General features: G+C 48.8%; 21 protein-coding genes. 3 read left to right on the top strand and 18 right to left on the bottom strand.

The window, feature by feature from the left end; all coding sequences use genetic code 11:
• Positions 1-271: 271 nt before the first annotated feature.
• Positions 272-1,285, bottom strand: a complete 1,014-nt coding sequence (locus BM123_RS24625; RefSeq protein ID WP_090170741.1) for a helix-hairpin-helix domain-containing protein — start codon at positions 1,283-1,285, stop codon at positions 272-274.
• A 32-nt stretch (positions 1,286-1,317) separates the two neighbouring features.
• A complete protein-coding gene (locus tag BM123_RS16860) occupies positions 1,318-2,172 on the bottom strand; it encodes an OmpA family protein (RefSeq protein ID WP_090170736.1) in 855 nt (284 codons plus the stop codon).
• Positions 2,173-2,681: 509 nt separating this feature from the next.
• Between BM123_RS16860 and ffh the strand changes: the two genes are divergently transcribed.
• The gene (gene ffh / locus BM123_RS16855) at positions 2,682-4,013 is read left to right on the top strand and encodes a signal recognition particle protein (RefSeq protein ID WP_090170733.1); all 1,332 of its coding nucleotides are present in this window, start codon (positions 2,682-2,684) and stop codon (positions 4,011-4,013) included.
• 21 nt (positions 4,014-4,034) lie between these two features.
• On the opposite strand, the gene BM123_RS16850 is transcribed toward ffh, so the two are convergent.
• From BM123_RS16850 to BM123_RS24750, 14 genes are all read right to left on the bottom strand, one after another.
• Entirely contained in the window at positions 4,035-4,439 is a 405-nt protein-coding gene (locus BM123_RS16850; protein WP_090170731.1) for a hypothetical protein, read from the bottom strand.
• A gap of 2 nt (positions 4,440-4,441) precedes the next feature.
• Positions 4,442-6,643 (bottom strand): peptidase domain-containing ABC transporter, encoded by a 2,202-nt coding sequence (locus tag BM123_RS16845; protein WP_090170728.1) that lies wholly within the window; start codon positions 6,641-6,643, stop codon positions 4,442-4,444.
• Between the two features lie 14 nt (positions 6,644-6,657).
• Entirely contained in the window at positions 6,658-9,852 is a 3,195-nt protein-coding gene (locus tag BM123_RS16840) for a lantibiotic dehydratase (protein ID WP_090170725.1), read from the bottom strand.
• Between the two features lie 20 nt (positions 9,853-9,872).
• Positions 9,873-10,832, bottom strand: coding sequence for an LLM class flavin-dependent oxidoreductase (locus BM123_RS16835; RefSeq protein WP_090170722.1), 960 nt, complete (start codon positions 10,830-10,832; stop codon positions 9,873-9,875).
• Between the two features lie 10 nt (positions 10,833-10,842).
• The gene (locus tag BM123_RS16830) at positions 10,843-12,066 is read right to left on the bottom strand and encodes a lanthionine synthetase LanC family protein (RefSeq protein WP_090170719.1); all 1,224 of its coding nucleotides are present in this window, start codon (positions 12,064-12,066) and stop codon (positions 10,843-10,845) included.
• 2 nt (positions 12,067-12,068) lie between these two features.
• On the bottom strand, positions 12,069-13,226 hold the full coding sequence (locus tag BM123_RS16825) for a glycoside hydrolase family protein (RefSeq protein ID WP_090170716.1): 1,158 nt from the start codon (positions 13,224-13,226) through the stop codon (positions 12,069-12,071).
• A gap of 206 nt (positions 13,227-13,432) precedes the next feature.
• Entirely contained in the window at positions 13,433-15,868 is a 2,436-nt protein-coding gene (locus BM123_RS16820; protein WP_090170713.1) for a TonB-dependent receptor, read from the bottom strand.
• Between the two features lie 244 nt (positions 15,869-16,112).
• Entirely contained in the window at positions 16,113-16,307 is a 195-nt protein-coding gene (locus BM123_RS16815) for a class I lanthipeptide (protein WP_090170711.1), read from the bottom strand.
• A gap of 132 nt (positions 16,308-16,439) precedes the next feature.
• Positions 16,440-16,634, bottom strand: a complete 195-nt coding sequence (locus tag BM123_RS16810; protein ID WP_090170708.1) for a class I lanthipeptide — start codon at positions 16,632-16,634, stop codon at positions 16,440-16,442.
• A 178-nt stretch (positions 16,635-16,812) separates the two neighbouring features.
• Positions 16,813-17,016, bottom strand: a complete 204-nt coding sequence (locus BM123_RS16805; RefSeq protein ID WP_090170706.1) for a class I lanthipeptide — start codon at positions 17,014-17,016, stop codon at positions 16,813-16,815.
• A 56-nt stretch (positions 17,017-17,072) separates the two neighbouring features.
• On the bottom strand, positions 17,073-17,279 hold the full coding sequence (locus BM123_RS16800; protein ID WP_090170703.1) for a class I lanthipeptide: 207 nt from the start codon (positions 17,277-17,279) through the stop codon (positions 17,073-17,075).
• Between the two features lie 299 nt (positions 17,280-17,578).
• A complete protein-coding gene (locus BM123_RS16795; RefSeq protein WP_090170700.1) occupies positions 17,579-18,112 on the bottom strand; it encodes a hypothetical protein in 534 nt (177 codons plus the stop codon).
• A gap of 57 nt (positions 18,113-18,169) precedes the next feature.
• Positions 18,170-18,628, bottom strand: a complete 459-nt coding sequence (locus BM123_RS16790; RefSeq protein ID WP_090170697.1) for a hypothetical protein — start codon at positions 18,626-18,628, stop codon at positions 18,170-18,172.
• Between the two features lie 137 nt (positions 18,629-18,765).
• The gene (locus BM123_RS24750; protein ID WP_262490480.1) at positions 18,766-18,891 is read right to left on the bottom strand and encodes a hypothetical protein; all 126 of its coding nucleotides are present in this window, start codon (positions 18,889-18,891) and stop codon (positions 18,766-18,768) included.
• Positions 18,892-19,196: 305 nt separating this feature from the next.
• On the opposite strand from BM123_RS24750, the gene BM123_RS16785 reads away from it, so the two are divergent.
• Positions 19,197-20,690 (top strand): hypothetical protein, encoded by a 1,494-nt coding sequence (locus BM123_RS16785; RefSeq protein ID WP_090170694.1) that lies wholly within the window; start codon positions 19,197-19,199, stop codon positions 20,688-20,690.
• Here BM123_RS16785 and BM123_RS16780 read toward each other — a convergent pair.
• A complete protein-coding gene (locus tag BM123_RS16780) occupies positions 20,679-21,404 on the bottom strand; it encodes an RluA family pseudouridine synthase (protein WP_090170691.1) in 726 nt (241 codons plus the stop codon). The two genes, BM123_RS16785 and BM123_RS16780, sit on opposite strands and share 12 nt — an antisense overlap.
• A 400-nt stretch (positions 21,405-21,804) precedes the next feature.
• On the bottom strand, positions 21,805-24,714 hold the full coding sequence (locus BM123_RS16775; protein WP_175489433.1) for a T9SS type A sorting domain-containing protein: 2,910 nt from the start codon (positions 24,712-24,714) through the stop codon (positions 21,805-21,807).
• A gap of 31 nt (positions 24,715-24,745) precedes the next feature.
• Here BM123_RS16775 and BM123_RS16770 point away from each other — a divergent pair, with 31 nt between their 5' ends.
• Complete coding sequence (locus BM123_RS16770) at positions 24,746-26,494, top strand: tetratricopeptide repeat protein (RefSeq protein ID WP_139211921.1); 1,749 nt, start codon at positions 24,746-24,748, stop codon at positions 26,492-26,494.
• Positions 26,495-26,503: the final 9 nt, after the last annotated feature.

The following is a 26,503-nucleotide window of genomic DNA, read 5'->3' as shown; positions in this document are numbered from 1 at the left end:
GGTCCGGCAGCCAAACACCGAGTCTGCCGGATACGCCCACCCGCAACCTGCACCCTGCAACTCGCCCCCTGCAACTCACACCCTGCACCCTGCACCCTGCAACTCGCCCCCTGCAACTCACAACCTGCAACTCGCACCCTGCAACTCGCCCCCTGCAACTCACAACCTGCAACCTGCACCCAAAAAAACGACCCCACCTCCAATAAAGGAAGCGGGGCCGCAAAACTCGAGGTCAATTCAAGTTAACCTCAGCAATCTAAACTCTTGGTGGTTAGTTGCCACCGCGAAGATCATCCTGCAGCGTTTTCAGGGCTTTCCATTCGCCCTTAGCGGCGAGGTCAGCCTGTTGTGGCCAGGTGCGGGGGATGGCCAGCTTGTAGCGTGGGCCAGCCTCATCGAGGATGGTCTGGATACGGGAAACATCAGCGGCTGCGAGCTCGGACCAGGTGTTAATACCACCGGCTTTGAGCAAGCCTTCGATCTTAGGACCGATGCCTTCAACGACTTTCAGGTCGTTGGGGTTGTTGCTGCTGAAGCCAAGCTTCTTAGCGGCAAGCTTCTCGAACTTGGAGTCGCTCTGTCCGCTGCCTACGTTTTCGCGTCCACCGTCGGTAAACTTCTGGTAGCGGATCAGTTCGTCCCAGTTGCTGTCCGCAGCCAGTCCGGCCTGATGAGGCCAGGTGGTGGGGTCACAGAGGCCGAAGCGCTTGCCAGCGGCATCCAGGTGGCCCTGGAGGTCCTTGGCGTCTGCCTTGGAGAGTTCGCGCCAGGTCTTATAACCGGCATTGATGAGAACCTGATTAACCTTAGGGCCGATGCCCTCAACGATCTGGAAGTTATCTTCCTTGAAAAGACCGGCGTAGATATCACCTTCTGCATCTGCACCAGCACCAGCATCAGAAACGATGCCCATGGTTTCCGTGCTGGCGGGCACGGGTACGGGAATGACGGGTGGAGCAGCGGCAGCAGATTCAGCGGCAAACTTCATCGATTGCTTGTCTGCTTCGCAGCGCTGGAGGCTGGCCCGCAGGTCGGCTTCCGCTTTCTGGCTCTCTTCGAGCTGGTACTTCAGGCTCTGGTAGTCCTTTTCCCATTTGGTGGCAGAAGCGTGGTAGCGATCGCGGTCAGCTTCGATTTTGGTAGTGTCGACGACTTTGCCACGGCTGCCCCAAAGGAGCCAGTGAAACAGTGCACCGAGGCAGAAGGCAAGGAAGGACCACAGGTACCACCAGCCACATTCGATACCGAATAGATCGTTGACGTCGTGAAGAAATATATAGTTCATTATTAATGTAATGTTGCGATTGATGAAAGGGGTTACTGGGCGCTGAGCTTGACGTTCACGCGGCGGTTCTGACGGCGGTTAGCGTCCGTCGTATTGGGCCTGCGTGGGTCAGATTCTCCGCGGGAGCGGGTGGTAATCCGGTTGGCCGGTGCACCATTGCGTACAAGAATGTTCTTGACGAAATCAGCGCGGCGTTGCCCGAGTCCCATGTTGTACTCGTCAGACGAGACATCGTCCGTATGACCGGTCAGTACGACCGTTTCGTTAGTCTGCTGCAGGCGCTGGGCGAGCTTAACCAGGTAAGCGTCGACACTGGGGTCAACTTCTTTGGTAGAGCTGCTGAAGGGGAAAAGGATATCGATTTCGTTCTTATCCAGTTCGATTACAGCGGATTCGACGGGCTCCTCTTCAATGGCTTGCCAGTTGAAGGTACCTGCCCGCCAGGGGTCTGCATCCGGACTTCCGTCCATCAATCTTGCCAGGGTGTTGATTTTATCTCCGGGGATATTGGTTTCGCGGAGGAGAATTTGCTTAATCTCTTCGGCCCGGAGGAAACCCATGTTTTCGAAATCAGCCGGTTTTGCTTCTGAGGCGTAATAATGGCCGTAGACGTCGAGGGCTTGATTTGGGTTAGCACCGTATTCTCCGACGAGCTTGTCTCGAAGTGCGGCCCAGCGTGAGCCGGTGAGCACGTCGTTAGAGCCGAGGCTGGAAACGATGGCGTAATCATTCGTGATTGCGGCGGCTGGTTCGTCTACCGGTGCGGCTGCAGCGGCGTTGGCTCCGTCATCGGGACAATACTCTGGCTTAATGCAGGTATTGAAGGCCAAAAAGGAGAAGACTAACCAGACGATGGCCATCACGAAGAACTTCATGATTGTGGACATACTAAATAGTGTGGTTTGAATTGAAAAATGTGCGTTTAGCACCCGCGTTCGGGTGGGAAAACAGTTTTGAGACGTAACTTTTCGAAAAAAGTAGCTGGATTCTAAGGCAATTTAGTCATATAGTTGGTTTTTGCAAGTGTAACTATGCATTTTATACGGTAGTTATCTTGAATTTACCCTGATTTTTAATTGTTAAGGCCGTGGGTAAAGCCCACAAAAAGGCGGGGCAACTCCGATTGGGGCGCAGACGCAGGTGCAGAGGTGGCCGACAGGAGCAGTGTGTACGAACCCCTGACTTGCCATCAGAAGACCTTTGCCTGGGAGCCCTTCCTGATTCCCGGGCAATTGCTTACTGGCGCATCACTTTGCTCTTTAACTCTTACTCTGCACCAGCGTCCGCGCCTCAAGCCCCGTAAAAGCAGCATTAACCCTGCCAAAATAACTTAGGTCGCCATATTATCGGGAATCGGCCCCGGCGAACTATCTTTGCGGCCCAAAGTTTACCTAGTATGTTCGATAATCTGAGTGATCGCCTTGAGGGCGCGTTTAAAAGCCTGACCGGCGATAATAAAATAACGGAAATCAATGTCGCCACGAGTCTCAAAGAGATTCGTCGGGCTTTAGTAGGCGCTGACGTGAGTTATAAGATCGCTAAAGAGTTCACCGAAAAGGTGAAAGAGAAAGCACTCGGAACGGACAATGTACTGAAGTCGGTTAAGCCCGGCCAGTTGATGGTCAAGATCGTTCAGGACGAACTCGCCGAACTGATGGGCGGGCAGGCCGCCGGCATTAATGTAGTCGGGAAGCCCGGCGTAGTGCTGATTGCGGGCCTGCAGGGTTCTGGTAAGACGACCTTTACCGGTAAACTCGCTCTTCACCTGAAGGAAAAGCGTAAACTGAAAGTACTCGTTACGGCCTGTGACGTTTATCGTCCCGCGGCCATTGATCAGTTGACCGTCCTTTCTGAGCAGGTAGGCGCAGGCATCTACAAGGAAGTTGAGAATAAGAACCCCGTAGAGATTGCCCTTAATGCAATCGCTCACGCCCAGGATAACAAGTACGATGTTGTTATCGTCGATACTGCCGGCCGTCTTTCCGTTGATGAGAAGATGATGCAGGAGATCAGTGACATCAGCGAAGCGATCAGCCCCAACGAGACGCTCTTCGTCGTTGACTCGATGACGGGTCAGGATGCCGTCAATACGGCCAAAGTCTTCAATGACCGGCTGGACTTCGACGGAGTCGTGCTGACTAAGCTAGACGGTGACACCCGTGGTGGTGCCGCCCTCTCGGTAAAATACACGGTCAATAAGCCCATCAAGTTTATCTCCACCGGAGAGAAGCTGAATCAGATGGACGTTTTCCACCCCGACCGGATGGCCCAGCGTATTCTGGGTATGGGAGACATCATCTCCTTCGTAGAACGTGCACAAGATCAGTTCGACGAGGAAGAGGCCAAGCGCCTGGAGAAGAAAATGAAGAAGAACAAGTTCGACTTCAATGACTTCCTGGGGCAGCTCAACCAGCTTCGTAAAATGGGAGACATCAAGAGCTTGCTCAACATGATCCCCGGTATGAAGAAGATGATGAAGGACGTAGAGATCGACAACTCTGCTTTTGCCAAGGTAGAAGCCATCATCCAGTCGATGACACCCAAGGAACGCGCCAACCCTGAACTCATGAGCATGAGCCGCAAAAAGCGGATTGCCCGCGGTTGTGGTCAGAGCATGGACGACGTCAACCGTTTCATCAAGCAGTTCGACCAGATGCGTAAGATGATGCACAAGATGAGTAACAACCCGGCCATGGGACAGATGATGGGCAAGCAGCGGAGGCGGTAACGTTCCGCCTGGCACAGAGCATTAATGCATCATTGTTTCCAGTAAGCCTTTTTTAATGGGTTGCCGGAGGTGGATAAACCCACTCTCTACCTCTTCTGGTAGTGGAGCACCGTTTTCTGCGGAAAAGACAATTTTAAAAACACCCGCCTCTCCCGTGGGAGAATATTCTGCTATCCTGAAGTAGCGGGGTGCGCTGTTCTGATATGTTTTGAAGGACAGAGTCTGATCGGGCTCCAGGTCCAACAATGCATCCCGGGCGGAGAGCAGGTAAGCGTTCTCCTGTTCCATCGGCAGGGTGGATACGGCAATGGGCGATGGAATGGCTGGCTTGTAGAAAGTTAACAAGAGATACAGCCCAAGCCCCGCCCCCAGAAAAACAAAAGTGGCGAAGGACAATAGCCATACGGGGAGTTTTTCAACGTTCATGATTACATCTGTTTTTTGATCAGTTCGAAGTATCGGCCCCGACGAGCCAGTAGCTCTTCATGGCTACCTTGTTCGGCAACCCGGCCTTTGTGCAGGACGATGATATTGTCAGCAAACTGAATGGTGCTCAGGCGGTGGGCGACAATGATTACCGTTCGCCCGTGAAAGAAGCGCTGCAGGGCTTCCATAATGTTCCGCTCGTTTTCGGCATCCAGGCTATTGGTGGCTTCGTCCATCAATACATACTCAGGATCTTTGTAGACGGCACGAGCCATCAAAATTCGTTGTTTCTGGCCCATGCTTAAGCCCTTACCATCTCGTCCGACGGGGGTGAGGTAGCCCTGTGGCATTTCTCCCACAAATTCTTCGAGATTAGTAATGCTGGCAGCTATCTTGAAGCGCTCTTCATCGTATTCCCGCCCCAGCACGATATTGCCGCGAATCGTTTCATTGAAGATGAAGCTTTCTTGCAGGATAACTCCACAGCGTTGCCGCCAGTCTTCCAGATCGAGCTGTCGAAAATCTTGTTGGCCTACGGACACCAGGCCTTTATAATTCTGGTAATAACCCAAGAGAAGTTTCAGCAGGGTCGTTTTTCCACTGCCGCTGGCTCCTACAATAGCGGTAGACTTTCCGACGGGGATGTTGAGATTGATGTCCTCCAGGGTTGCTTTTCGATGCTGTCCCTGGTGGGTAAAGTTCAGCCCTTTGATCTCGATGCTATGTTGGCCGGGCAGGAGTTGTTGGCCCTCTCCATACTCTGCCTCATCCCGTTCCTGCCAGAACTCGGTAATCCGGTCCAGGCTGATCATTGCTTCCTGTCCTCTGATCACTCCGGAGACTATTTGCTCCATTGGGGAGATGAGTTGTCCGATAATAAACTGGATGGACAGCAGTGTTCCCAGCGTAATCTGGTTATCAATGATAAGACTGGCGGACAAGAAAAGAATGGAGAGTTGGGCGATCTCAATGATCAGCATTGTACCCGTATCCTGAATCTGATTGATGCGCAGGAAGCGGGCGGTATTACCGAAAGATTCCATCTTATTCTCCTTCCACTTATCATGGAAGAACTGTTGGCTGTTGTTGATCTTGAGGTCGTGCATTCCGTTGAGGATTTGCAGGACGAGTGATTGATCCGTGGAAGCATATTGAAAACGCTCCAGGTCAATGGTCTTCCGTTTACGCAGAAAGAAGGTTATCCAGACCAGATAGACAAAGGAGGAAGCCAGGAATAACTGAAAGAAAAGTGGATGAAAGTTCAGGAGCACGACGCTATAAATCACGACTGTAATCACGGAAATGAGGATCGATAGTGCGTTTTGGGTCAGGAAGGACTCCACCCTGCTGTGGTCTCGTATCCGTTGGAGGATGTCTCCTACCCTTCGGGTTTCGAAAAACGGAATGGGAAGGGCGAAGAGCTTGGTGAGGAAGCTGGAGATCAGGCGAAAGTTGATCCGGAGGCTCAGGTGGAGCACCAGCCAGCCTCTGATGATATTGAAGCCTGTTTTACTCAACACCAGCACAAGTTGGCCCACAAGCAGATATTGCACGAAAGCCAGGTCGCCCGCTCCAATGCCCAGGTCGACGACAAGCTTGGTAACATAAGGCAGCAGGTATTGCACCGCTGAGATGGCGAGGATGCCCAACAGGATGACGGGAAAGAAGACTTTTGCGCTACCGAGGCTATTGCGAATAACCTCCCAACGGCGGTCGGTCACTTCCACGTCAGCCACGAGGTTTAGCCCGGGCTCTTCGGAAGCCTGGGGCTCAAAGAGTAAAGCATAGCCGACGGGAGGGGTATCATGCGGTGTTTCGTGGGTAAGCAACTTAGCGGCCAGCGTACTGGCGGAGAGCCAGCGGCGCCCCCGGGCGGGATCACCTATGACGTACCTGCCGTAACGCTTACCGTAATAGACCACAAAGTGGTTGTTGTTGACCAACAGGATAGCCGGGCGATCCTCATCAATAAGGTCCAGGTCGTCGAGGTTACGGAGCAAGACACCTTCGGCTTTCATACCATATTCTGCTGCGGCGTTGCGCAGAGAGCTGAACGAGGTGCCTACGCGGTCAATTCGGGTAAGCTGGCGAAGGCGGTATTCATCTACCCGGACACCGTGATAGGAAGCGATCATGCGCAGGGCTGCAATGCCGCAGTCGCGCATGTTTTTCTGGCGGACGAAGGGAAAGGGTTGATAAAACATAATGGATCCTGTGCTTACTTGAGTTGAGGGACAGACTTGCGCTTTTTGCCTGCTTCCTGCAGGTAGTAGCGCTCAAGGATGAAGAAGAGAACGTGCTCGTGAATTTTGTTCTTCGCACGAGAGAAGCGCAGGATGAACATGTGGACATAGCTCTGCAGTAGTTCAGCGCGGAGGTCTTTATCCAGGGGAGCAATCCCTTCATCATAGACAGTGGTGAGCTCGTCTTTGAATTCTGCCAGAATTGAATGCAGCAGAGCCTCTTGTTCAAATGGGTAACGATTATGTTGTAACGCTTCTTCAATCTGCGGGCGATGATTGAGGTATCGTTGAACGAGATCCCGTTTCTGTAACTTGTTCGTGTTGAACAGATAGCTGAAGGTTTCACGTCTTTCTTTCAGGAATGCCCGGGCATCGGCATCCTTTAGGCCAAACACCTCCAGGTAAATGTTCATTACGCTGAGCATAACCAGCCATTCCAGATCCTTTTGCACCTCACTGACCAGAAGGTTCTTGACGGACATTACCATCTTGCTATCGACGGCAAAGAGTGCCTCACCGGCCGCCAGGTTGGGGCCTGCGTAGCGCTCAAGTTCCCGTCGGTAGGTATCGACCTGAATTTTCCAGATAAACTGGTGTTCAAGCTCGGGTTTGAAAAATTCGTTTACCTGGCGCAGGATCTCACCGATGGCAGCGTAGTTCGAAGGTTTAAACCTGACGCGCAGATGGTAATCCGGGTCCGTCAAACGCAGGAAGAAGAAGCTGGTGATGAGGCCCTGGTCCGCCAGACCTTTAATTAAGAGTGGGAATTTTTCGCCGACCAGTTTTTCGATAGTGCCGGCGCCTCCGTAAAACTTGAGGTAAAGCCATTCATCCGAAGGATAGACAACACGAGGCAGCGTATCCTCTGTTTCTATTATCGCGGGTACAGGCTTCGCTTTCCGATTCAGGAAAGTCTCATTGCGGAAGGGTAACATCACTTCATGTTGGTAATGGGCGCCAGCACCGTCGTTAAACCAGTGTGCATCCGTGGGTTTCTCGATTACCTCCTCGATGATCATCCGGTATCCTTTCAACATATTGATGAAGAGGTAAATGGAATGATCGTTTTGCAGATCTACGTACACTGGCGCGTCTCCATCACGAAGGGTAAAGCGAGTTGGCCAATTGTTTTCTTTAAAGAGTTCCCTGAGCTTTACGGTCATATCCGCAAAGGGTAATTCCTTCAGGTTCTTTATCGGTTGCGTGAGAATATTCCAGCTGGCACGACGGAAGACAAAGCGTTCATATTGAATCCGTGGAACGAAGTCCAGCATACCCGTAATTGGCCCCAGGTCCACCAGGTATTCATAGTAACCACCGTGGTATTCTTCCTGAAGAGATGCCAGGAATTTATATAGCGGCAGGCAGTTCCAGGCATAATTATGGGCTGTAGAAACCCGGGGGATGATTTCCTTCCCGAGCTTTTTGCTAACTAATACGACCCGATTATTTCTGACACCAACATAAAGATCAGTGATGGGGATGAGACCGCCCTCATCACTGTTCGATTTGGTAATGAAAGCAATTTCGTGCTTCCGGCTTCGGGGGCGTTCCGTGATATTGCCTACCCGTAAGTTAGCCAGGTGGTTAATCTCTGCTACGACGCTCCCCGCGAAAGACTCCTCCTCAAAGTTGCACAAATCATCGACCACCTCTTTGATCTCACCAGACATGTGGGCGAAGCGAGACAGCAGTGCAGCCCCGGTGTCTTTGCCCAGGTCTTTAAAGCAGTAGAGTGGCTCATCAGCCCCTTCCTCCTGAACGACGCTGAACATCGCTGCCGATGTTGGTGGAACATGGCTCATTTCATAGTGGAAGCCATCCAGGTCTTCATCCGTTAGCTGAAGTACGCGCTTCCCCTCAACCTGGCAGCTGATCATCTTTTGTAAAAGAAAGTTATGCAATTTATAGTTCCATTCCACCTTCTTCCGCTTGTTGCTACCCAGGCGCGGCACCATCGGGAGATTATCTACTAATGGCGTAAAGGTGAATTGCTCGGAACCGACCTTTTCAAAGCCGACCCCCAACTCAGGATCTAATGCCAGCATGACCGGCACCAACTGCTCTTCGTATCGGGCTGAGAATTTGTTTCGGAAGTCAACGATGCTTCGGCTGGACTGGTAACGGCACAGCTTAATGAGTGCCCGGAGTCCTTTTTGAACCTTCCGCGCCATTTGAAAATCCAGTCGGGGCGCCACTTCATTTCTGACTTCTGCATCAAGCCGGATAACGTTGGGGTATGGTTTACCCTGAAACGCAGCTACAAGATTTTCGATGGCCCGGTAGCTGGCAATACTCCCGGTTTCAGAAGCAGCTTCCATCAGTTCAATCAGGTGCTGAAGGTGACCGTAAAACTTCCGTACTTCAACCGCTACTTCATCGGTAAGTTCCCGTCTCTGAAGCAGCGCCGTCAATACGCTTTCCAATTGATCCTGGAAGGGGTTACCGACGACGTGCGGCTCTAACTCACTGACGAGGATTTTTGCATCAACCAACTCTGATACAAACCCGAGCGCATCTGCTACCGTAATGTCTTCATCGACTAATACTTCAGCAATCTCTAAACCGGTCGCACCACCAACGGCTGCTTGCCGAACGCGGTCGAGGTATTCTGAGTTGGAAAAAACCGACAGATTATAGGCCCGGCCGTGATCAGTATCACTGTACTCTACGTATCGAGACTTTGCCCCAACTTCAAGTATGGTGTTATTGGGAAAGAACTTTAGCACAGCGTTGATTCCGGGAATTTTCAACAGGCCATTGCTTAGCAGCATAAGGTAAGCAGCGTCCAGTTTTATTTCCCGCCGGAAAGTCGGAGCAGTAGGCGCTGCTTCAAGTGCTGAAGAATCCATGACTTTACCTACTCCACAGCCCGCAAACATGCCAAAAGGTGTGGGTCGGTAGCTGATGCGATTGAGATACTTGAGCGCAGTTACCTGAAACTTATTCCATTTCTTAGGACCGGCAGCCATGGTTAGCTCTCCGATCAGAAAACGCTCTACCTCCTTAAAAAACTCAGGGCTGGACAGATAGATAGCTTCCTGGACTTCCGTCTTACTTAATTCCTTTTTCAAGAAATCCAGTCGATTATCGAAATGGGCCTGGCCAGAAAAATTATTCCGGGGCATCCGGGCAATGCGGTAAATGTATTTATCGGTAAACTTCAACATGATAGCTTGATTTTTAGGTTTTACACAGTAATGCGCTGTGCTGGTTGGCTGGCCAACAGACCAAATGACTTACTGATGAGTCCAATACTTTCTTGTTGCTGATCACTGTGCTGACCAACTTCACGCAAGACAAATTCGGAGACGCCGTAGCGTTTTGCGATGGCCCATACCCGCTCCTGGAACTCGTCAGGGGTGGCAACAATACTGTTGACGATGGGCCGGCCGTAGTTGATTTTTTTCATCTGCTCATCCACCTGTTTACGCGTCGTTTCATCAGGGACACAAGAGCCTGCCAGGGCGATGACAGCGTGTGGAGTGTAGCCGTGCTTACGGGCGAATTCATCCCGGTAGCGGGCAATGACATCGTACTCATCAAAATCCATACTATCGAGCGTATGAAAGGTAGACTTCACCATATGCATTTGGTTATTGACAGCCCACTCATTGCGGCGGAAAGAACTCCCCAATGCGTACAAGTCTGGTGTAGATCCGAAAGCAGGGGGGATGATGGTTTGCTCCTTGCGGAGAACCGATTCTTCTTCGCCGAACAACCGTGCCACCCGGTTGACCCGAAATTCAAAATCATCGGGGTAACGGGAAAACTGCTCACACCTCATCTGTTGACCGATATTAGGGGACGGGCGGCCATTCGCGAACCCCAGATCACAGCGACCGGGAAAAAGGTTAGCCAACAAGCGGAAATCAAGGGCCACCTGATACGGAGAATGAAAGTTCATCAGCACGCCTGCGGTACCGACATGGATGCGCTCGGTTTGCTGCAGGATGAGTGGCAAAAGCATTCTGGGGCTGGCCCAACCGATCAAAGGATTATAAACGTGATGCTCCGTCAGCCAAAACCGGGAAAAGCCTTTTTGCTCTGCTAATTCAGCAAAGTCAAGCACATCCAGTATGGTATGCATACTGCTTTGGTCGCTATGGCGATTACCGAATTCCAGTATGCCGAAGGAGAGGCGGTTCATAATTAATGGTTTACAGGTTGAGTAAGAAAGCGTCAGCGGCAGGCAGGAGGCCCGGGCGATCCAGGCTGAGCGTACCTAAAACAGCTCCGGGTAATCCTTCCAGCAGAGAGAAGTGCTGATATCCCTTGAGTTCGTCGTAGCGAGGGTTCTCCCAGGTGGTCCGGTAGTGATCAGCCCACCGCTCATAGGCACGGTTGAAGGCCAGTTCAGCGGGGTAAGTCTTTTTCAGGCAACCGAACATGTACACCAGCCCGGCAGAGCCGTGGCAGAAGAATACGTTTTCATCGATCTGGGCGTCATAAGCATCCAGGCGCCCCGCAACGTGGCGGGCAAGGGCAAGGCCACGTTGCTCCAGTTCTTCATCGCTGAAGGTGCGGCCTGCCTTCAACTGGGCAAAGGCGACGTTCAAATCTCCGTAGCACCACCCTACCCGGCTGACGTAGTTCTCTTCTTCTTTTTCAGCCCATACTTCGGGATTGTCTTCGATAACAGACTTGGGATAAAAGACGTGGGTGGGAGATTTCTTAGCTCCCGCCGGACGCTCATGCTTATCTACATACTTCAAAAGGTCGTACACCAGCTGGCGGGTTGATTCCTGACGGAAACCACGGCGGCAGGCCTCGGTCCAAAGCAGGGCATGTCCCGTCATACCGTGCGCAAGGCCCATGTTGTACTCTCCGCTGTCAAGTTGCCCCTGCAGGACGCTGTTGAATATCCGACTACCTTTCTCATCCGTACGCAACTGCCCCAAATAAGTATCAAAGATGGTATCCAGTGTATTTTGCACCGCTGGCAGGTGAGCGTGGGGAAGCAGGGCGAAGAAAACGCCGAGTGGCCCGTGCAAATAGTCGGTATTTTGCTTTTTAAAATCAGCCATAGCCCGCTCTTTGAACAAGTCACTCAGCTCTGCCATCGTAGCCTCGTCAAAGCGGTTGTCCGCCAGTCCATTTTCCCGAAGGTGATCAACGACGTAGACGATTCCCGCCAGGCCGGAGCAAAAAGTATGCAGAGTAGATAGCTTCAGGTCTCCGGCCCGGAGGCGCTCCATTACCTCAGACAATAATTGCTCGCTCAGAGAAGCAAACCTTGCATCTACGTCCGCGCCCAAATAAGCACTGATCAAAGCAGCGCCACTAAGGCCGTTGAAGAAGCTGGAGCCATATTCCTCAAGGTTTCCCTTAAATCGTTCATAAAATCTATCGATAGCCGGAATGGAGCGTGTTTCGGTAAGCATGATTAGAGGAGGTAAAAAGTGGATTGTAAAGAGGTTGGAGTAGTGCGCAAAGCGAGGTCAACGAGCAACGGGCCTTGCGGGCCCTCGAAGAGGGAGATACGTTGCATGGCGGGGTAATCGTAGTGATCAAAGCCTTCAATTATCTGCTGATCATCATAATGGGCGATGGCTTCTGCCCGCCAAAAAGCAGCCGTCTCGGCGAACGTATTGATGCCGGTCAGCTTGTTGAGATGATCGAAAAATAACCAGGCACCGGACCGGCCATAAAGCAGGCTATTATTGGTGATCGCAGTATTTTCCGGCGTACGGCGGCCAGCCGTGTGGAGCAAAGCGTCCGTGAAGAATTCAACTTCATCCGTTTCGCCCAGCAAGCGCGCCAGCTGCAGACCTGCATAAAGGATGCCCATATCTCCGTAGGCCAGGCATAAGCGGCCCGGTCCGCGCGCCTTACCTTCCAGGTAGTAGCAACCGTAGCGGCGGGCGGAAACCGATCTTCGCCGTAAGGCTCTGAGATAGCCCTTCCCGCGCCGCTGAAATGCTCTGACTTCAGGGCAGCGCTGCAAGACTTTGCATACAAAGAGCGCATAGAAAGCCAGGCCGTGAGACAGGCCGGTGGCCACTTTATAAGTACCATCTTCATGGCGCTCTGCGAGGGCTTCAACGGTGGGTAAAGCTTCCAGCCAGCTCTTTAGGTGTTGGTGACAATCCGGGCCATAAAGCAGGAGATACCAGGCGGGCTGAAAGCCTCCTGTGTAAGGATCCAGCTCCTGCTTTTCAAAGCAAATATTCATCCGCTTAACCAAAATCTGGTGCAGCATTTCGCGTAAGGGAGTAACGGCTTCGGACAGCTCCAGCGTTTCAGCATGGGAAGCCAGAAACTGAGCCAGTTCACTGATTTCAACCAGGGTAGCGGCTGCGGTATGTTGCGGGTCGGTCACCCCTTCAATAGCCTGAAGGCAAAGGTTTTGCGCAATCGCCAAATCTGCTGACGCTCCTGAATTGAGGTAGCGGCAGACCGCCAACATCGTTATTCCATTGAGGCCAAAGCCGGTATCGTATCGATCGATATTTTCGGCTAATTCGAATAGCCGCCGGGTAAGCGCGGAGTCCTGGTGAGGCAGACTCCCTTGATTTGCCAACGCGGTTACCGTCGTAGACATAGCCAGAAAATTTTATGATGATGAAGAGTATGGGCAAGGAGAAGGCTTAGCGCTGCCAGGGCATACGTTGTAAACCTTTCCCCCCACCCACTCGTCAAAAATGGAAAGTGGGTACTCCTCAAAAGGAGATGTAACAGAAATTGTATTGAGACAGTACTTTCAGGCTACTGAACGCCTTATTGAAACAAGGGCACCCAAAGCCTTCTTTATTGGAAGCGACCAACGTCGCCCTCCGGGCCTCGCCGGTAGTTTTTACGCAGCTTACCCAGGCGGTAATTGAGGGCAATCGATACGCGACGGGTATTAAAGTCTGAAGCATAATCAGACTCAAAGCCCGTGAAAAACCGCTCTCCTGCTGCATTATTACTGTTGAACAGGTCAGTAGCCCCTACTGCCAGCGTGAAGGCATCGCCAGGTAAGCGGTATCTCAGCTGAGCATTGGCCACCCATTGATTCAGGTTTCTCCGCTGGAAGTAAAGCCTACCGCGGGTAAATCGGTAATCGCCCTCAATAGTAAGACGATCCGTGAGCTTAACCTGCGTCGAGGCAGAAAGAACGACTTTAGTGGTTGACCCCGTGAACTGTGCCTGATCTTCAAAAGCAGGGAGTGGGAGATAATTGAGAGGCACCACCAGTGAGGACAACTGGCCCTGTACTTTCTCATTTTTACCGAACTGGTAGTAAATGATGGCTTGAACGTAGCCCGCCCGGACGTTGAAGGCGTTCTGTGGGGTGATACTCGTCGTCAGCCCGTCCTCCGTTAGTTCCCGGACCTGGCCGACGTAACGCTGGCCACGAATCAGACCGAAGTTCAGGTAGAGCAGTCGGTAGAGACGCGTATTGAGCGTTAGCCGGTGGTCAATTTCGGGTAGCAATTCGTTATTTCCCGTCGTGAAGGTGAAAGCGTCCAGGTAACGAACGTAGGGGTTCAGCTCCAGGTAGTTCGGGCGTGTAATCGAAGAACTGTAGTTGAGGGTGAACTGGTGATTAGCGGAAGGAGCGTAGCTCACGGCCAGGTTCGGGAAAAGGTTTTCGTAAGACTGTCCTCCACGCGCATCAACCTTATAGCTGTAGGTTTCCGTCCTGGTAGCTTCTGCTCTCAAACCGGCTTCAAAGCTCAGGTATCCCATTTCGTGGCTAATGGAGGCGTAAGCGGCATACACCTGCTCCTGGTAGCCAAGGCTGTCGCTGAGTTCGAGATTGCGGACGGGCGGCTGCCGGCTAATGGTATCAAACACAGAGAAATTCTCAATGCTTCCGTCGGAGATTTTAATGCCTGCAGAGATAACGGTAGAAGGACTCAGGTACTTTTTCAGATCTGTGCGAAATGTAGTCTGAGCACCATCAAGGGGGAGGCGCGTACGCAGGTTCAATGCTTCGCTTCCAGAGAGCGTGGGAGGTTCTCTTCGGTCAAAGTCTATCTGTTCCCGGCTGTATCCGGTCAGGTAGCCGAGGTTGGCCGTGAGGCGGCTGCCGAGGCTGTCCAGATCGTTTTCGTAGTAAGCATCAAATGAGCTCAGGTTGTCATTGAGGTCTAGTTGTTCTCCCAGCAGAACGTCCCGGTCTTCGGCATCGACGAAGTCGAAAGTACTGAGATTGGTCGTCCGGCCATCCTTTACCGTAAAGTAAGAGTTACCATTTATGCCAATACGTTGTTTGCTGCTGAGGTCATACTCTATACCGAAGTTACCAGAAGGTAATTGGCTAAGGCTTTGGGAGTTTATGTTTACCTGGTTCGTACCAAACAGGTTTTCATCATTGTCGAAGTAACGTTCATTCCGTTGTTGGTTGCCGTAGCTGTAGTTCCGGGTATAGTTAATGCCGCCGTTGAAGCGAATGCGGCTACCGTTATAATTTAGGTAGGCATTATGGCTGTTGCTCACGAAGCGATCAATCGTTACGCGGTTACGCAAACTGAAATTAAAGAATTGCCCCAGAGACTTGTGCGTGATGATGTTGATCTCTCCGCCCGTACCTGATGCATCCTGAGATACAGACTTACCGCTGCGGACTTCAATAGTTTTGATGTTCTCTGCGGGTATACCCTGCAGAAGGGTGGCGGCCTGGCTGGCAGTCATGGTTCGTCGCCGGCCATTAATAAGTACATTGACGTTGCCAAATCCATTGAGTGTTATGGACGTCCCATTCACAAATACCCCGGGGACCTTATTCAGGATCTCAAGGCCGGAGCTTATTTCTTTACCAGGCAGTTGGTCCGCCGCAACCACCATTTTCCCTCCGGAGAAAGCAACCATGGGCCGTCGGCTAGTCACTTCCACTACGGCCAGGTCATTTCCCGTGGATTGCATCACAGGGGACATTTCCAGATGCTGACCATCAACGAGCTGAAAAGCCTCAGTGGTATAATCGGGAAAGCCCAGTCGGCTAATCCTCAACAGGTAGCCACCGGCCTTCAGGTTTTGAAACTCATAATTTCCGGATTCATCACTTAACTGAAAGTCTACAACAGCAGTATCTTCAGAAGCCAGAATAGAGACAGAGGCAAAATCTACGGGCTGTTGATCTTCTGTTAGAATAACTCCCGAGACTTTTATCGAAGAATCATCCTGACAAAACAGAAAAAGCGGAAACAGTAAGCCCGTAAGTATTACTGTAAGTATGAGGCGGATATGAATAAACATTATTCGATTTTTTATTGTAAAAGGTAGGAGAGTACACAGAATGAAAAGAGTAAAAAAGGAATAAGGAGGGCCCACACCTATGAGATGTCTTACTTATATTATCCTACGATATTTATGGCGAAGGGTCTTACAGTATATCTCGCCGAAACCTAATCAGGCTCCTGCCTTATTCCAACACTACTAAATTTATCTGATTGTTTTTTGATAGTTTTTTGCTTGCACTTAATTCATTGCGCACCCAAGACTAGTCAATACCAATTTCCTCTTCTTTGGGGTCATTACAGGTTTTTCGGCAGCAGCTCGCAAAGGCGACGGCTAATTCATCAGCACTGTTTACGCCTCTTGATTCAGCAAGAGCATTTCCTCCCTGGGTAGCCGCTAGCTGTTGTTCGCGTAAGCGTACGAGTGTTTCTTTTTTTAGTTGTAATTTCTTTTTCATTATTCTATTATTTATATACTATGCTAAGTCAAGTGGGGGCCAGTCAGCATCTCAAAAAGATTATTATCGGCTATACCCCATGAGACCAAACCGCTTTAATTTGAATATTGGAGTACCAGGTGATCCCTGGCATTAATCGCGTCGATTACAGGACTTACTACAGCATGAATCGGCACCTCCATCGTTATCAGCGGCACGTAGTTCTGGTTCGTCTTTAATGACATTGGATTCGTATTCTCCCGTAGCACCACCTACGGCGGCTGACATTTGCTGGCTTTGCAGCCGGGTCAGGGTATCTTTATCGAGTTTGAGTTTATTGGACTTCATGTTTTTTCTTTTTTCGCCTTCGTAATGTGGCGTAGTGAATGGATATAGAATGACAATTACTTAGTATAAAAGCCGCCGTTCTATGGGGCTGAGGATCAGGAGAAAAAGAGGAAAATTGAGGTGGCTTCTCTTCTCCGGATTTTAGTGCAGGCACTAAAGAACGGCGGCCGGGAGGATCTTAGTTACAAGACTTCGCACAGCAGCTGCCGCTGTTGCTGGCAGCCCGCGTACCGTCATCCGTATCGTCGTTGGCAGCGCGGAGGATATCAACGTCAACCTTGTTGGATCCGGGGCCATCAGCACCGGCAATGGTTGCTTCGAGTTGCTCTTCCTGCAGGCGAGCGAGACGCTCCTTATCGAGGGAAAGATCTTTGTTTTTCATACTAAGCTATTTCACGGGGACAGGACCCCTGGTAGTTGAATTAAGAAAATGGTCCCTTAGGCGATTTCAGCCTCACGACGGTTACAAGACTTAGCACAGCAGCTACCGCTGGGGGTATCATCTGTATTAGCGGCACGCAGACCGATGGTAACGGTGTTGGACCCTGGGGCAGCAGCGGCACCACCGGTGGCGGCGTCGAGTTGTGCGTCCTGGAGGCGTACGAGGCGATCTTTGTCGAGGGAGAGGTTTTTCTTATTAGCCATTTCTATGGAAATTGAATTATGTATTAATTTATTAATTGCCCGATATGGGCGGTCTATATTTCTGCAGTCATTGAACGCTGCCACAAGCGTGGAAATCAGAAAGATGGCGAGCATACTTCATAATTCCTCTTATTTGTCCTTCGTCATCCCCGAAGGGACCAGAACAGAGCCGAAAGCCCGCGAGTAGCTTTCGTTGCCCTTCTGAAAATTATAGTATCGAACATACTTTTATCTTTTGAAGAAATTAAAAAAAATGGGTTTGATAGTTTTCAGGAGCTCATCTCAAAACCAGTCAATGACTAGAAAGGAGTAAGCGTTGCCCGAGGAAATATCTCCTTTAATACACTGTCCATCAACTGGTCAACATTTTGACCTTTAAAGCTTTTATTATTAGGATGGACCAAGCAGGCTATATGTGAATCAAATTGATCAGGAATACTCACAATTCGATTTAACATGATTGATTTTTCTTTTCGGTTACGTTCATACATTTTCAGCCAAATACGATATACTCGTAGCAATTCAAGGCCTCGGCCGTCTTCTCGTTTAATGTCGAAGAAGCCAACCCGATCATTTTCAGCAAGGAAATCGACGATAGCTCCGATGATGGTAAACTGGATTCTACGGTCGTAGCCTTTATCTTTTATTTCCATTACTTCGAAGTATATTTCAAACACCTCCAGTTCTTTCTTAATGTATAACTCAACAACCTCCTCCTGCCAATAGCGAATAAACCGGACGATATAGGTATTCCCTCTCTCCGTCGTAAAGACGTAGGCATGTGGAGCATAGGGTGTCAGTTCGTATCGGCCTTGTTGAGTCTGAGCTACCATGGTGATTGAGAAGTTTAGGCGCCTGAGAAGTAACCTGGGTTGTTTATCTATTATCTATTAAGGTGTACCAAAGCGAAGGACCATTCTATAGCTATCGCCATCTCGACGTAGCTGATAGGCTCCCGGAAGTACCCAAGAGTACTGCTCAGATACTTCAGGAATGATGTTGCTTAGCAGAATAGGTTCCCAAACGACTAAGCGTTCCCGGCCAAAGTGATATTGTTCTTTGGCTAGCAGCATCTGGCCACTTGGGATGCGTAATGTGCCACGATCTAAACGCCCCTGTATAGTTAGGGTACCATGCAGAATCGGTTCGTCCTCCTGTTGGCAACCTTCAGCAAAGTTGATTGCCTCAAAAGAGTCCATTTGGCAGATACCATGGAAGCGACAATTATACTTAGGCATGCCAAGCTTTACGTTGACCTTCTTGCCAAGTTGCTTAGTAGTCAATCCTGCAACTGTTACTGCTGCACGATCAAAGCCTGAGTGATGGAACCTTATGGGTGACTGTGACATTCTAGTTTTGATTTGGTGGGTGGTGTTCCCGTTTGTCAGTAGCAAAGGAGCGACTTCCCGGTTTATTTTGAAGAGACAGAAGAAGTAAAATTCTTACCCCTAGTTTTTTCCATTTTGAATTGGTCTATTGGCTTATCCTACATAACCACATCCTCGATAACAATCATCATTTCCTGCTGCTCCTGAGCAGATGCATTGTCAAAATCAGCAGGTGAGGTAATGAGGCCGAAGGTAATGAGGAGGGAGTAAATAACAGCAGTCATAACAGTGTGTTTTTAGTAATGCGTGATAGTTTCTACTGCATAGATACCCCCTTCCTTTTCCTTCCTCAATGACACTCAACGCATTATTCTTTCCCACACTTTTACCTAAAAACAATTATTTATAAATACATAAATAACTAAAAATCAACAATATATAGCTTTAAATAATTAACAAATTCTTTCTATATTTAGGATGATTTTATGTGTATTAATTCGCCCATTGTTGCGAGGTATGTAAACGAGAATAGAGCAACGGCCTGCTTGGCCTTCTCTCTCCTCTGTCATACTACAAGCCTTTTCTACTGATGAAATTATTGCTAGAGCTCACCCGAGTGCTCAACAAAAACAAGACGAAGAACATTTCTGTCGTCAGCTACAACAAGACGGGAACTTCGAAGCTAGACATGTTTTACCGTGCACTTATCGACGGAAAAATTACCTCCGATGAGGAAGCTTTCACCCTTTTATACCCCGGACAGACAGAAATGAATCCTTACTATAAACTGAAACATCAGCTTCGGGAAAGACTCTATCAAACCGTATTTTTTGTTGACCTGAAGAAGAGTAAATACGACAATAGAGAATCTGCCCTGTTAGAATGCCAGTCCAATGTTATGCTCGCCAAATTGCTCATTAGGTTTGGCGCAAGAGAAAACTATATAAAACTAGGAAAGAAAGTGACTTCCGTAGCCGCGAAGTATCAGTTTACCGCCGAGCACATTTTCGGTTTGAGTGTTGCCTCTGGCGTCTACGCAATGGCGGGTCAACCCGATAAAGTATTGTCCATCAATAAAGAGATGAAGGAACTGCAACAGCTGCTATCTAAAGAGTCCGTCAGTAGATCTCATTGGTACCACATCAGTTCCATGTACGTAGTAGATCGCTCAAAAAAGCCTGAGGTAGAAGCTTTAATTGACGAGTACCTGGCAGATATCAACTCCATGCCTTGCTCATTGAACAGTGGGCAACTTACGTACACTACCTGCGCTCTGCATTTAGCAAAGTACATGAGTGTCAATGAGTATCAAGAAGCAGTTCCTCACGGTGAAGCGGGCTTAGCGGAAATCATGAAACTTCCTTTCCCTTATGCTTCAGCAATCTTCGCGATAGGCATCAATCTTACCGCCTGCTATGTAGCCTTAAAGGAGTTTGAAAAGGGAGAACGAACATTGGAGATTGTACGACAGCACATTACCGTTGGAAAGTACAACTGGTTTAAGCATCTTGAGTTCTCTTTCCTTCTATCCGTCCACACCAAACGATTCAGTAATGCCTATAAGGTCTATCAACAGGTGATTAATCACTCGAAATTCAAGAAGCTCCCCAACAGCATTCAGGAAACCTGGATCATTTATAGTGCTTATTTGTATTTGCTGCACCAGTCTGGACGGCTTAGTGACTGGACGGACAACAATAACTTCAGGATTCACCGTTACCTTAATAGTGTGCCGACCTTCACAAAGGATAAACGAGGACAAAATGTGCCCATCCTCATAAGCCAGTTCATTTTACTACTACAACGCGGAGACTACGACGGCGTAATGGATCGATACGAGGCAACTATGAAGTACAGGGACAGGTATCTGGATAAAGAGAAGAACTTTCGGGCCAACGTCTTCTTTCGGATGATGGCGGAAATCACTAAATCTGACTATAATTACAACTCTACTAAACGCAGAACCAAGGATTACAGAGCTATGCTTGATGAGGTACCGGTAGGCGTCCTTCAACCGTCTTACGATCAAGAGGTTCTGCCTTATGAGGATTTGTACGACATCATACTTGAACTACTTACCTAACTTCCGCAACTGATTCAACACTGCCCGCATATCCTTAGGCATCGTTGCCTCAAACGACACACGTTCTCCTGTATCAGGGTGATTGAAAGCCAGCCTGCTGGCATGGAGGGGTACTCTGGAAAGTAAGGGGCGCTCGTCCTGGTCTTTGCCAATATTGTAACGTCGTTTTATTTCGGAGAGCTTAAACTCCTCCCGCTTACCGTAGAAAGGATCCACCATAAGCGGATAGCCGGCATAATTGAGGTGAACGCGAATCTGATGTGTCCGCCCCGTAAAAATCTGAACGCCCAGCAGGCTGAACTGGTGCCCGAAGCGCTCCATCACCTTAAAAACAGTGAAGGCGTATACTCCACGGTTAGAGACCATCATCCGTCCGGTTTGCCCGGGGTTCCGGGCAATGGGTTCATCAATCTCGACGTCGCCTTCCTCGGGGGGCTGCCCGTCAACGATGGCGTGATAGACTTTGTCTACTTCCCGCTCCTGAAATTGTCGGTTGAGCTCCCGGTGCGCCTCCGGCGAACGAGCATAGACAATGACTCCGCTGGTGGGTTTATCCAGGCGGTGCACAGCCATTACCGGGTCTCCGAATTTACGCCCCAGAAGAGCGGTAAGATTGGGAATGTCCGGATCATAACGATCCGGTACAGACAATAAGTTGGCGGGCTTGTTGACCACGATGAGGTGATCATCGTGGTAGAGGACTTCGAACTTCATTATTTTGTTTTAGCCCCTGGCGGTCGAGCCAAAGAGTAAACCGGGATAGAAACAGCCCGCAAAGGTAGTTATCAGCAGCTAGCCACTACTGTAGTAACCCAATGTCTTTTTTTAATGTCAAGGATTCATGATTATGAACTACTGTTTAGTATACTTTACTCGTATGACTAAATGGTGCTCTACCTCTAACAGGTTGACTATCCTTAAGTAAGCAGGAGGTCTTAAATAGCGAAACGACTAAATTTAAGAAAGGATGACTCGATAGTTATCGCCTTTTAAGCGCATGATCAGAAATAGAATGTGCTATCCGGGGGTAATCCCGGACAGCACATTTCTTAATATCTGTATCAAACAGATTTGTTGTTCACATCGTGTATCACACAAAACAAAGACTACTGTTTTACTCTTTTACAAACCGCTTTATGTCCAGGATTTCATCCGCAGACGATATTTCCAGATAGTATGTTCCATTGGGCAAGCGGCTAACATCAAGGCCAGCCGATGTGTTAATTGTTTGTACAATCACTGTTCTACCAAGAGCATCCAGAACACTGACATCCACCCTAGTTCTTGCCAATCCTTTAAAGTGCAAGATGTTTGTAGTCGGATTAGGAAATACAGACAACTCATTTTGATCACCATCAACAAAAAGAGTGATGACATGAGAATATTCGAATGAGCCGTCAAGATCAGTCATCTTTAAACGGTAGTAGTTCAGTCCGTTATACGGTTGATTGTCAGAGAAATTATAGGCACGCTGCTCATTTACCTCTACGGATAAAGGAAGGACCTTTGACAAAGTATTAAAAGTGTTTCCATCTGAGCTCCGTTCTACCTCATAATAGGCCAGGTCAGTTTCTTCAGTAGTTACCCAGGATATTTTATTGATCTTTCCATGGTTTTCACCTTCGAAAGTCTTAAGCGTAACGGGCAGAGAAGATATAATTGCGTCAGATTCCCATGTTCCCCGTCCGTAGGTCGCAGCACGGATCTTCATAGTTGGATAAAAGATTTTTAAATCACTGACTTTTGTGTTTGGCAGTCCGGCAGAGAACAAAGTCCAACCACTTTTCGCGATGCCACGACAGTAAACCCCAATATCGCCACCTACATACACCAAGTCATTGGATCCATTCTGAAACACGATTGTATTGAAAGGAATGTTTGGCAGGCCGTCTGAGATATTTGTCCAGCTGTCTCCTCCGTCAATCGAGCTATAGACCTTTTCTCCGTCTACATAACCGGAGTAGGTTACCCAGACTTTATCCGGATCGACGTTTGAAATAGCAATCTGGGTCACGGAAGCATTGAGTGAAGCCTCAGGCAGGTAATCCCAGCTTATTCCTGCATCAGTTGACTTTGCAAGATTGAATCCATTCGTTGCATAAATTATCTGATGGTTACTGGGGGCAATTTTAAACTCCGTAATATTCGACCCTCCGTTTTCGGGAAAAGCTATTCCTCTCGCAATCCAGGACGCCCCACGATTTTGAGAGTAATAGAGGTGCTTTCGGCCTCCGGCATAAAAAGTTGTTGGCACCATTGGATCCTGATGAATCGGAGACTGAAACTCCACCTCACCAGTTTCTCCATCAGTTGGTAATCCATCGACTATGTCCGTAAAGCTTAAGCCTCCATCGTAGGAAATGGCATGGCTTCCATTGGTTCCTGTTTCTACTACGATATCGTCGTTAGTGTAGTCAATAAAGCAGTACTCACCATCACCACCTCCGATAACTTTCCAGGTACTAGGGGCAGTATTAAGAATGGTTCCAATGTCCTGAAGGCCAGCGGCCATTCTGTTGGGGTTAGAAGCAGACATACCAATGATTGTCTGTTGAGAAATATTCAGATTATTACTTAAATCTGTCCAAGGACCATCCCCCGTTGCATTATCCGTATACATGGCTAATCCACCATCATGGGAGGAGAAAGCTTTCGTACCATCGCTACTAAAAACGATTTCGTGAGTATCAGCATGGACAAACTCATAATTTGGGTCAGGAGCCCAGTAAGAACTGATGTACCAGCTTTCTCCTCCATCTGTAGAAGCCCACTGGCTTACACCACCCGCCAAGAGAAAATCAGGGTCCGTGGGTGAAGCCGCCAAAGCAAGTGTATAATAGGACTGACCGGCAGCATCAGATCCATCGGGTTCGTTCCCCAGGATATTTGGGTTATCGTAATCTCCTAATGTGTTATTGTAAACAGGTTCAAACTGAGTAGAAAACGAATTACCACTATTGGTTGACCGGTAAATACCTTTTAGTCCACCATTGGATTGCTTTCCAGCTATCAGGTAAACATATCCGGGTTCAGCAGGCGTAACGGCTAACCCCAGACGAACCACATCATTTACGGGCACGCCATTGGTTATCCTAGTCCAGCTGACACCGTTATTAGTTGATTTCCACATGGAATTACTGCACGCATAAACAGTGTTCGGATCGCCTGGCTTAAACTCCATGTCTTTAAAATTTTGAGCGGTTGCAGAAGACGACCAGGTAACTCCACCATCGGTGGTCCGGAAAATTCCTTTATTTGTCGCTGCTAATAAAATCTGAGGATTGCCCGGATGCATCAACAATTTACGGATCGAGTAATCATCAATTGCCGTCCAACTCAGGCCAGTATTATTCCAGTTAGCTCCGCCATCGGTAGTTTTAAGGACACCAATGCTCCGCCGGTCGCTTTCTACGTCTCCAGTGGCCAGATACATTGTGTTGGTCACTGTAGGATGTATAGCCAAATCAGCCACTCCGATGACGCCCAGAAAGTCCGTGTTAGTGCTCCAGGAAGCTCCGCCGTTAGTAGACTTCCATAAGCCACCGTCTGCCGCACCTACGTACATAACCTGGTTGTTCCCTGGCTCAAACCTAACCATATTAAGCCTGCCAACTCCGGTATCTTCTCCGGTAGCCTTAGTGAATGGGCCAAGAGGCGTCCAGTTACCCGAAAAAGACTTCTGATTGTCTTCTATCCCTTGCTTTTTTTTCCAGGCGACGTAATTGAAATACGTGTTATTGACCAGGCTCATATCGTTAGTGGGAAAAATCCGAGGGGCCATATAGGCCTCCCACCGCCTGAACGGTTTGTAGCCATGTCCTTTACCAACGGTTCGGTCTTTCCAATAAGCATTGAAGTCTTCTCTCAACTCACTAAAAGAAGCTTTTGGATTATCGTAAATACTGTTCCATACAGGCTTCACCGTCGGAATTGCTTCTTGGCTAAAACAGGGGAAAGAAAAAATAAAACACAAGAGGAACGATAAGGAAGCAGGTACACCTCCTACTTTAGATAGGTATTTCATGTAGTATGTTTGTGTACCGACCAAAGAATTAATGATCGGTGATGAACTGCAAATTTCCACCATCAAGCCTACAAAACCTGCACACGAAGGGGGGACAAACAGGGGGACAACCCTCTTTAAAACCGGAAAACGTTCAGGCGACACAGGCACCTCTTCTCAAAAACCATTTCTATCTAATTTTAATCCACCTACTTTGCACAGTACCCGTTCACTTATTTTTTCTTTACTATTTCTCTACAGCCTCTCCTTAACTGGCCAGGCAAATTTCCGAGCTGGCTATGAAAGGGAGAACCCTGTACCTCAAGATTCAATTCTACCCACAGAACAACGGTTATCAGCTCACTTAAAATGGCTGAGTACAGTAGAAAACAAGGAGGATACCCTGCTACGTATATTTGGAGAGATCTATGTTTTTTACGACTACGTTCGGATGCAGGACTACACTACTGCAACGGAGCATTTGCTTATAGCAGAGTCATTGGCTAACACTTCCCAAAATGAAGGATGGAAGGGAGGCGTTGCTTACCGGAGAGGACACCTTTGGGTAATCCTGAGAGAAACGGATGAAGCAATCGGGGCTTACGAAAATGCTGCCAGATGGTGCGAAGCTGCAGGAGACAGCCTGTGTATGGCGGAAAGCCTTGAACAACTCAGTGCAATGCACGCCCTGAAGGACAGTTTCGAAATAGCAAGAAATTACTTTTACCGAGCACTCCCCCTTTTGGAAAAATATGGTGCCAAAAAAAATCTGCAGACGGCTCATGCTAACTTTGGCAACCTGCTCTTACAGGAAGGTTCTTATCATGAGGCTATACCTTACCTTACTATCGCTAAGGATCTGGCTCAAGAGCTACATCTTAAAAGGCCATTTGGCAAAGCCATCAATAACCTTTCTCATGCCTATAGTTTAATCGGAAAGACAGACATGGCCATAAATGGATTTCAGCAAGCCATTCGCTTCAATGAGGAGAATGGATTTACCGAAAACATCGTACAAAATTATGCCGGCCTGCGTGAGCTTTATGAAAACCAAACCAACTATAAACTAGCGTATGAATACCAAGACAAGTTTCGTTACCTCCGGGATAGCCTGATCGGCAGCAAAACTAAGTTACAGATCGCCCGTCTTGAAGAGAATTTCCGTATGGCAGAAAAACAGTTAAAGTTAGAAGCCAGTGAAAAAGATCTTCTGACCTCCCAGCGAAGAGCAGAACGATTCGGTGTAGCCATCTTTCTCTTATTAATGGTTTCTGCGGCTACTTGGTGGTTCTGGCAACGTAGATTGAGAGAGTCTCGTGCAAAAATTGAAGAAGGAAAGCAAAATCTTAAAACCCTTACCCGACTGCTATCTGAAAAAAACGCCGCACTGGTTAAACTCAACAAAACTTACAAAACTTCAACTTTTCCGTCTGCAGAGGAGTCTCATAAGGCCGAGGAACCTAAATACAGCGCTCCCGAAAACAATGTCTATTCTTATAATCTCGACAATACGATCCTGACCTCCGCAGACTGGGAGGATTTTAAAGCACAGTTTAATCGAGCACATCCTGGTTACTTGCAACGCCTGCGCATGCAGTTTCCTCATTTAACAGAGGCTGAAGAGAGACTATTTTTGCTTATTAAACTCTCTCTTAACACTAATGAAATAGCTAACATCCTTGGCATTTCTTCCGGAGGTGTAAAAAAAACAAGGAATCGATTACGCAAAAAATTGCCTCTGCAAGCTGAAGACAGCCTGGAAAATTTCGTCCGCAGCTTCTCTAAACGAATACATGCCTGAACCTTACCT

It is taken from the genome of Neolewinella agarilytica, from assembly GCF_900110645.1.
Lineage (GTDB): Bacteria > Bacteroidota > Bacteroidia > Chitinophagales > Saprospiraceae > Neolewinella > Neolewinella agarilytica.
Note: the sequence above shows the minus strand (reverse complement) of the source record. Positions and strands in the feature narration are given on the sequence as shown.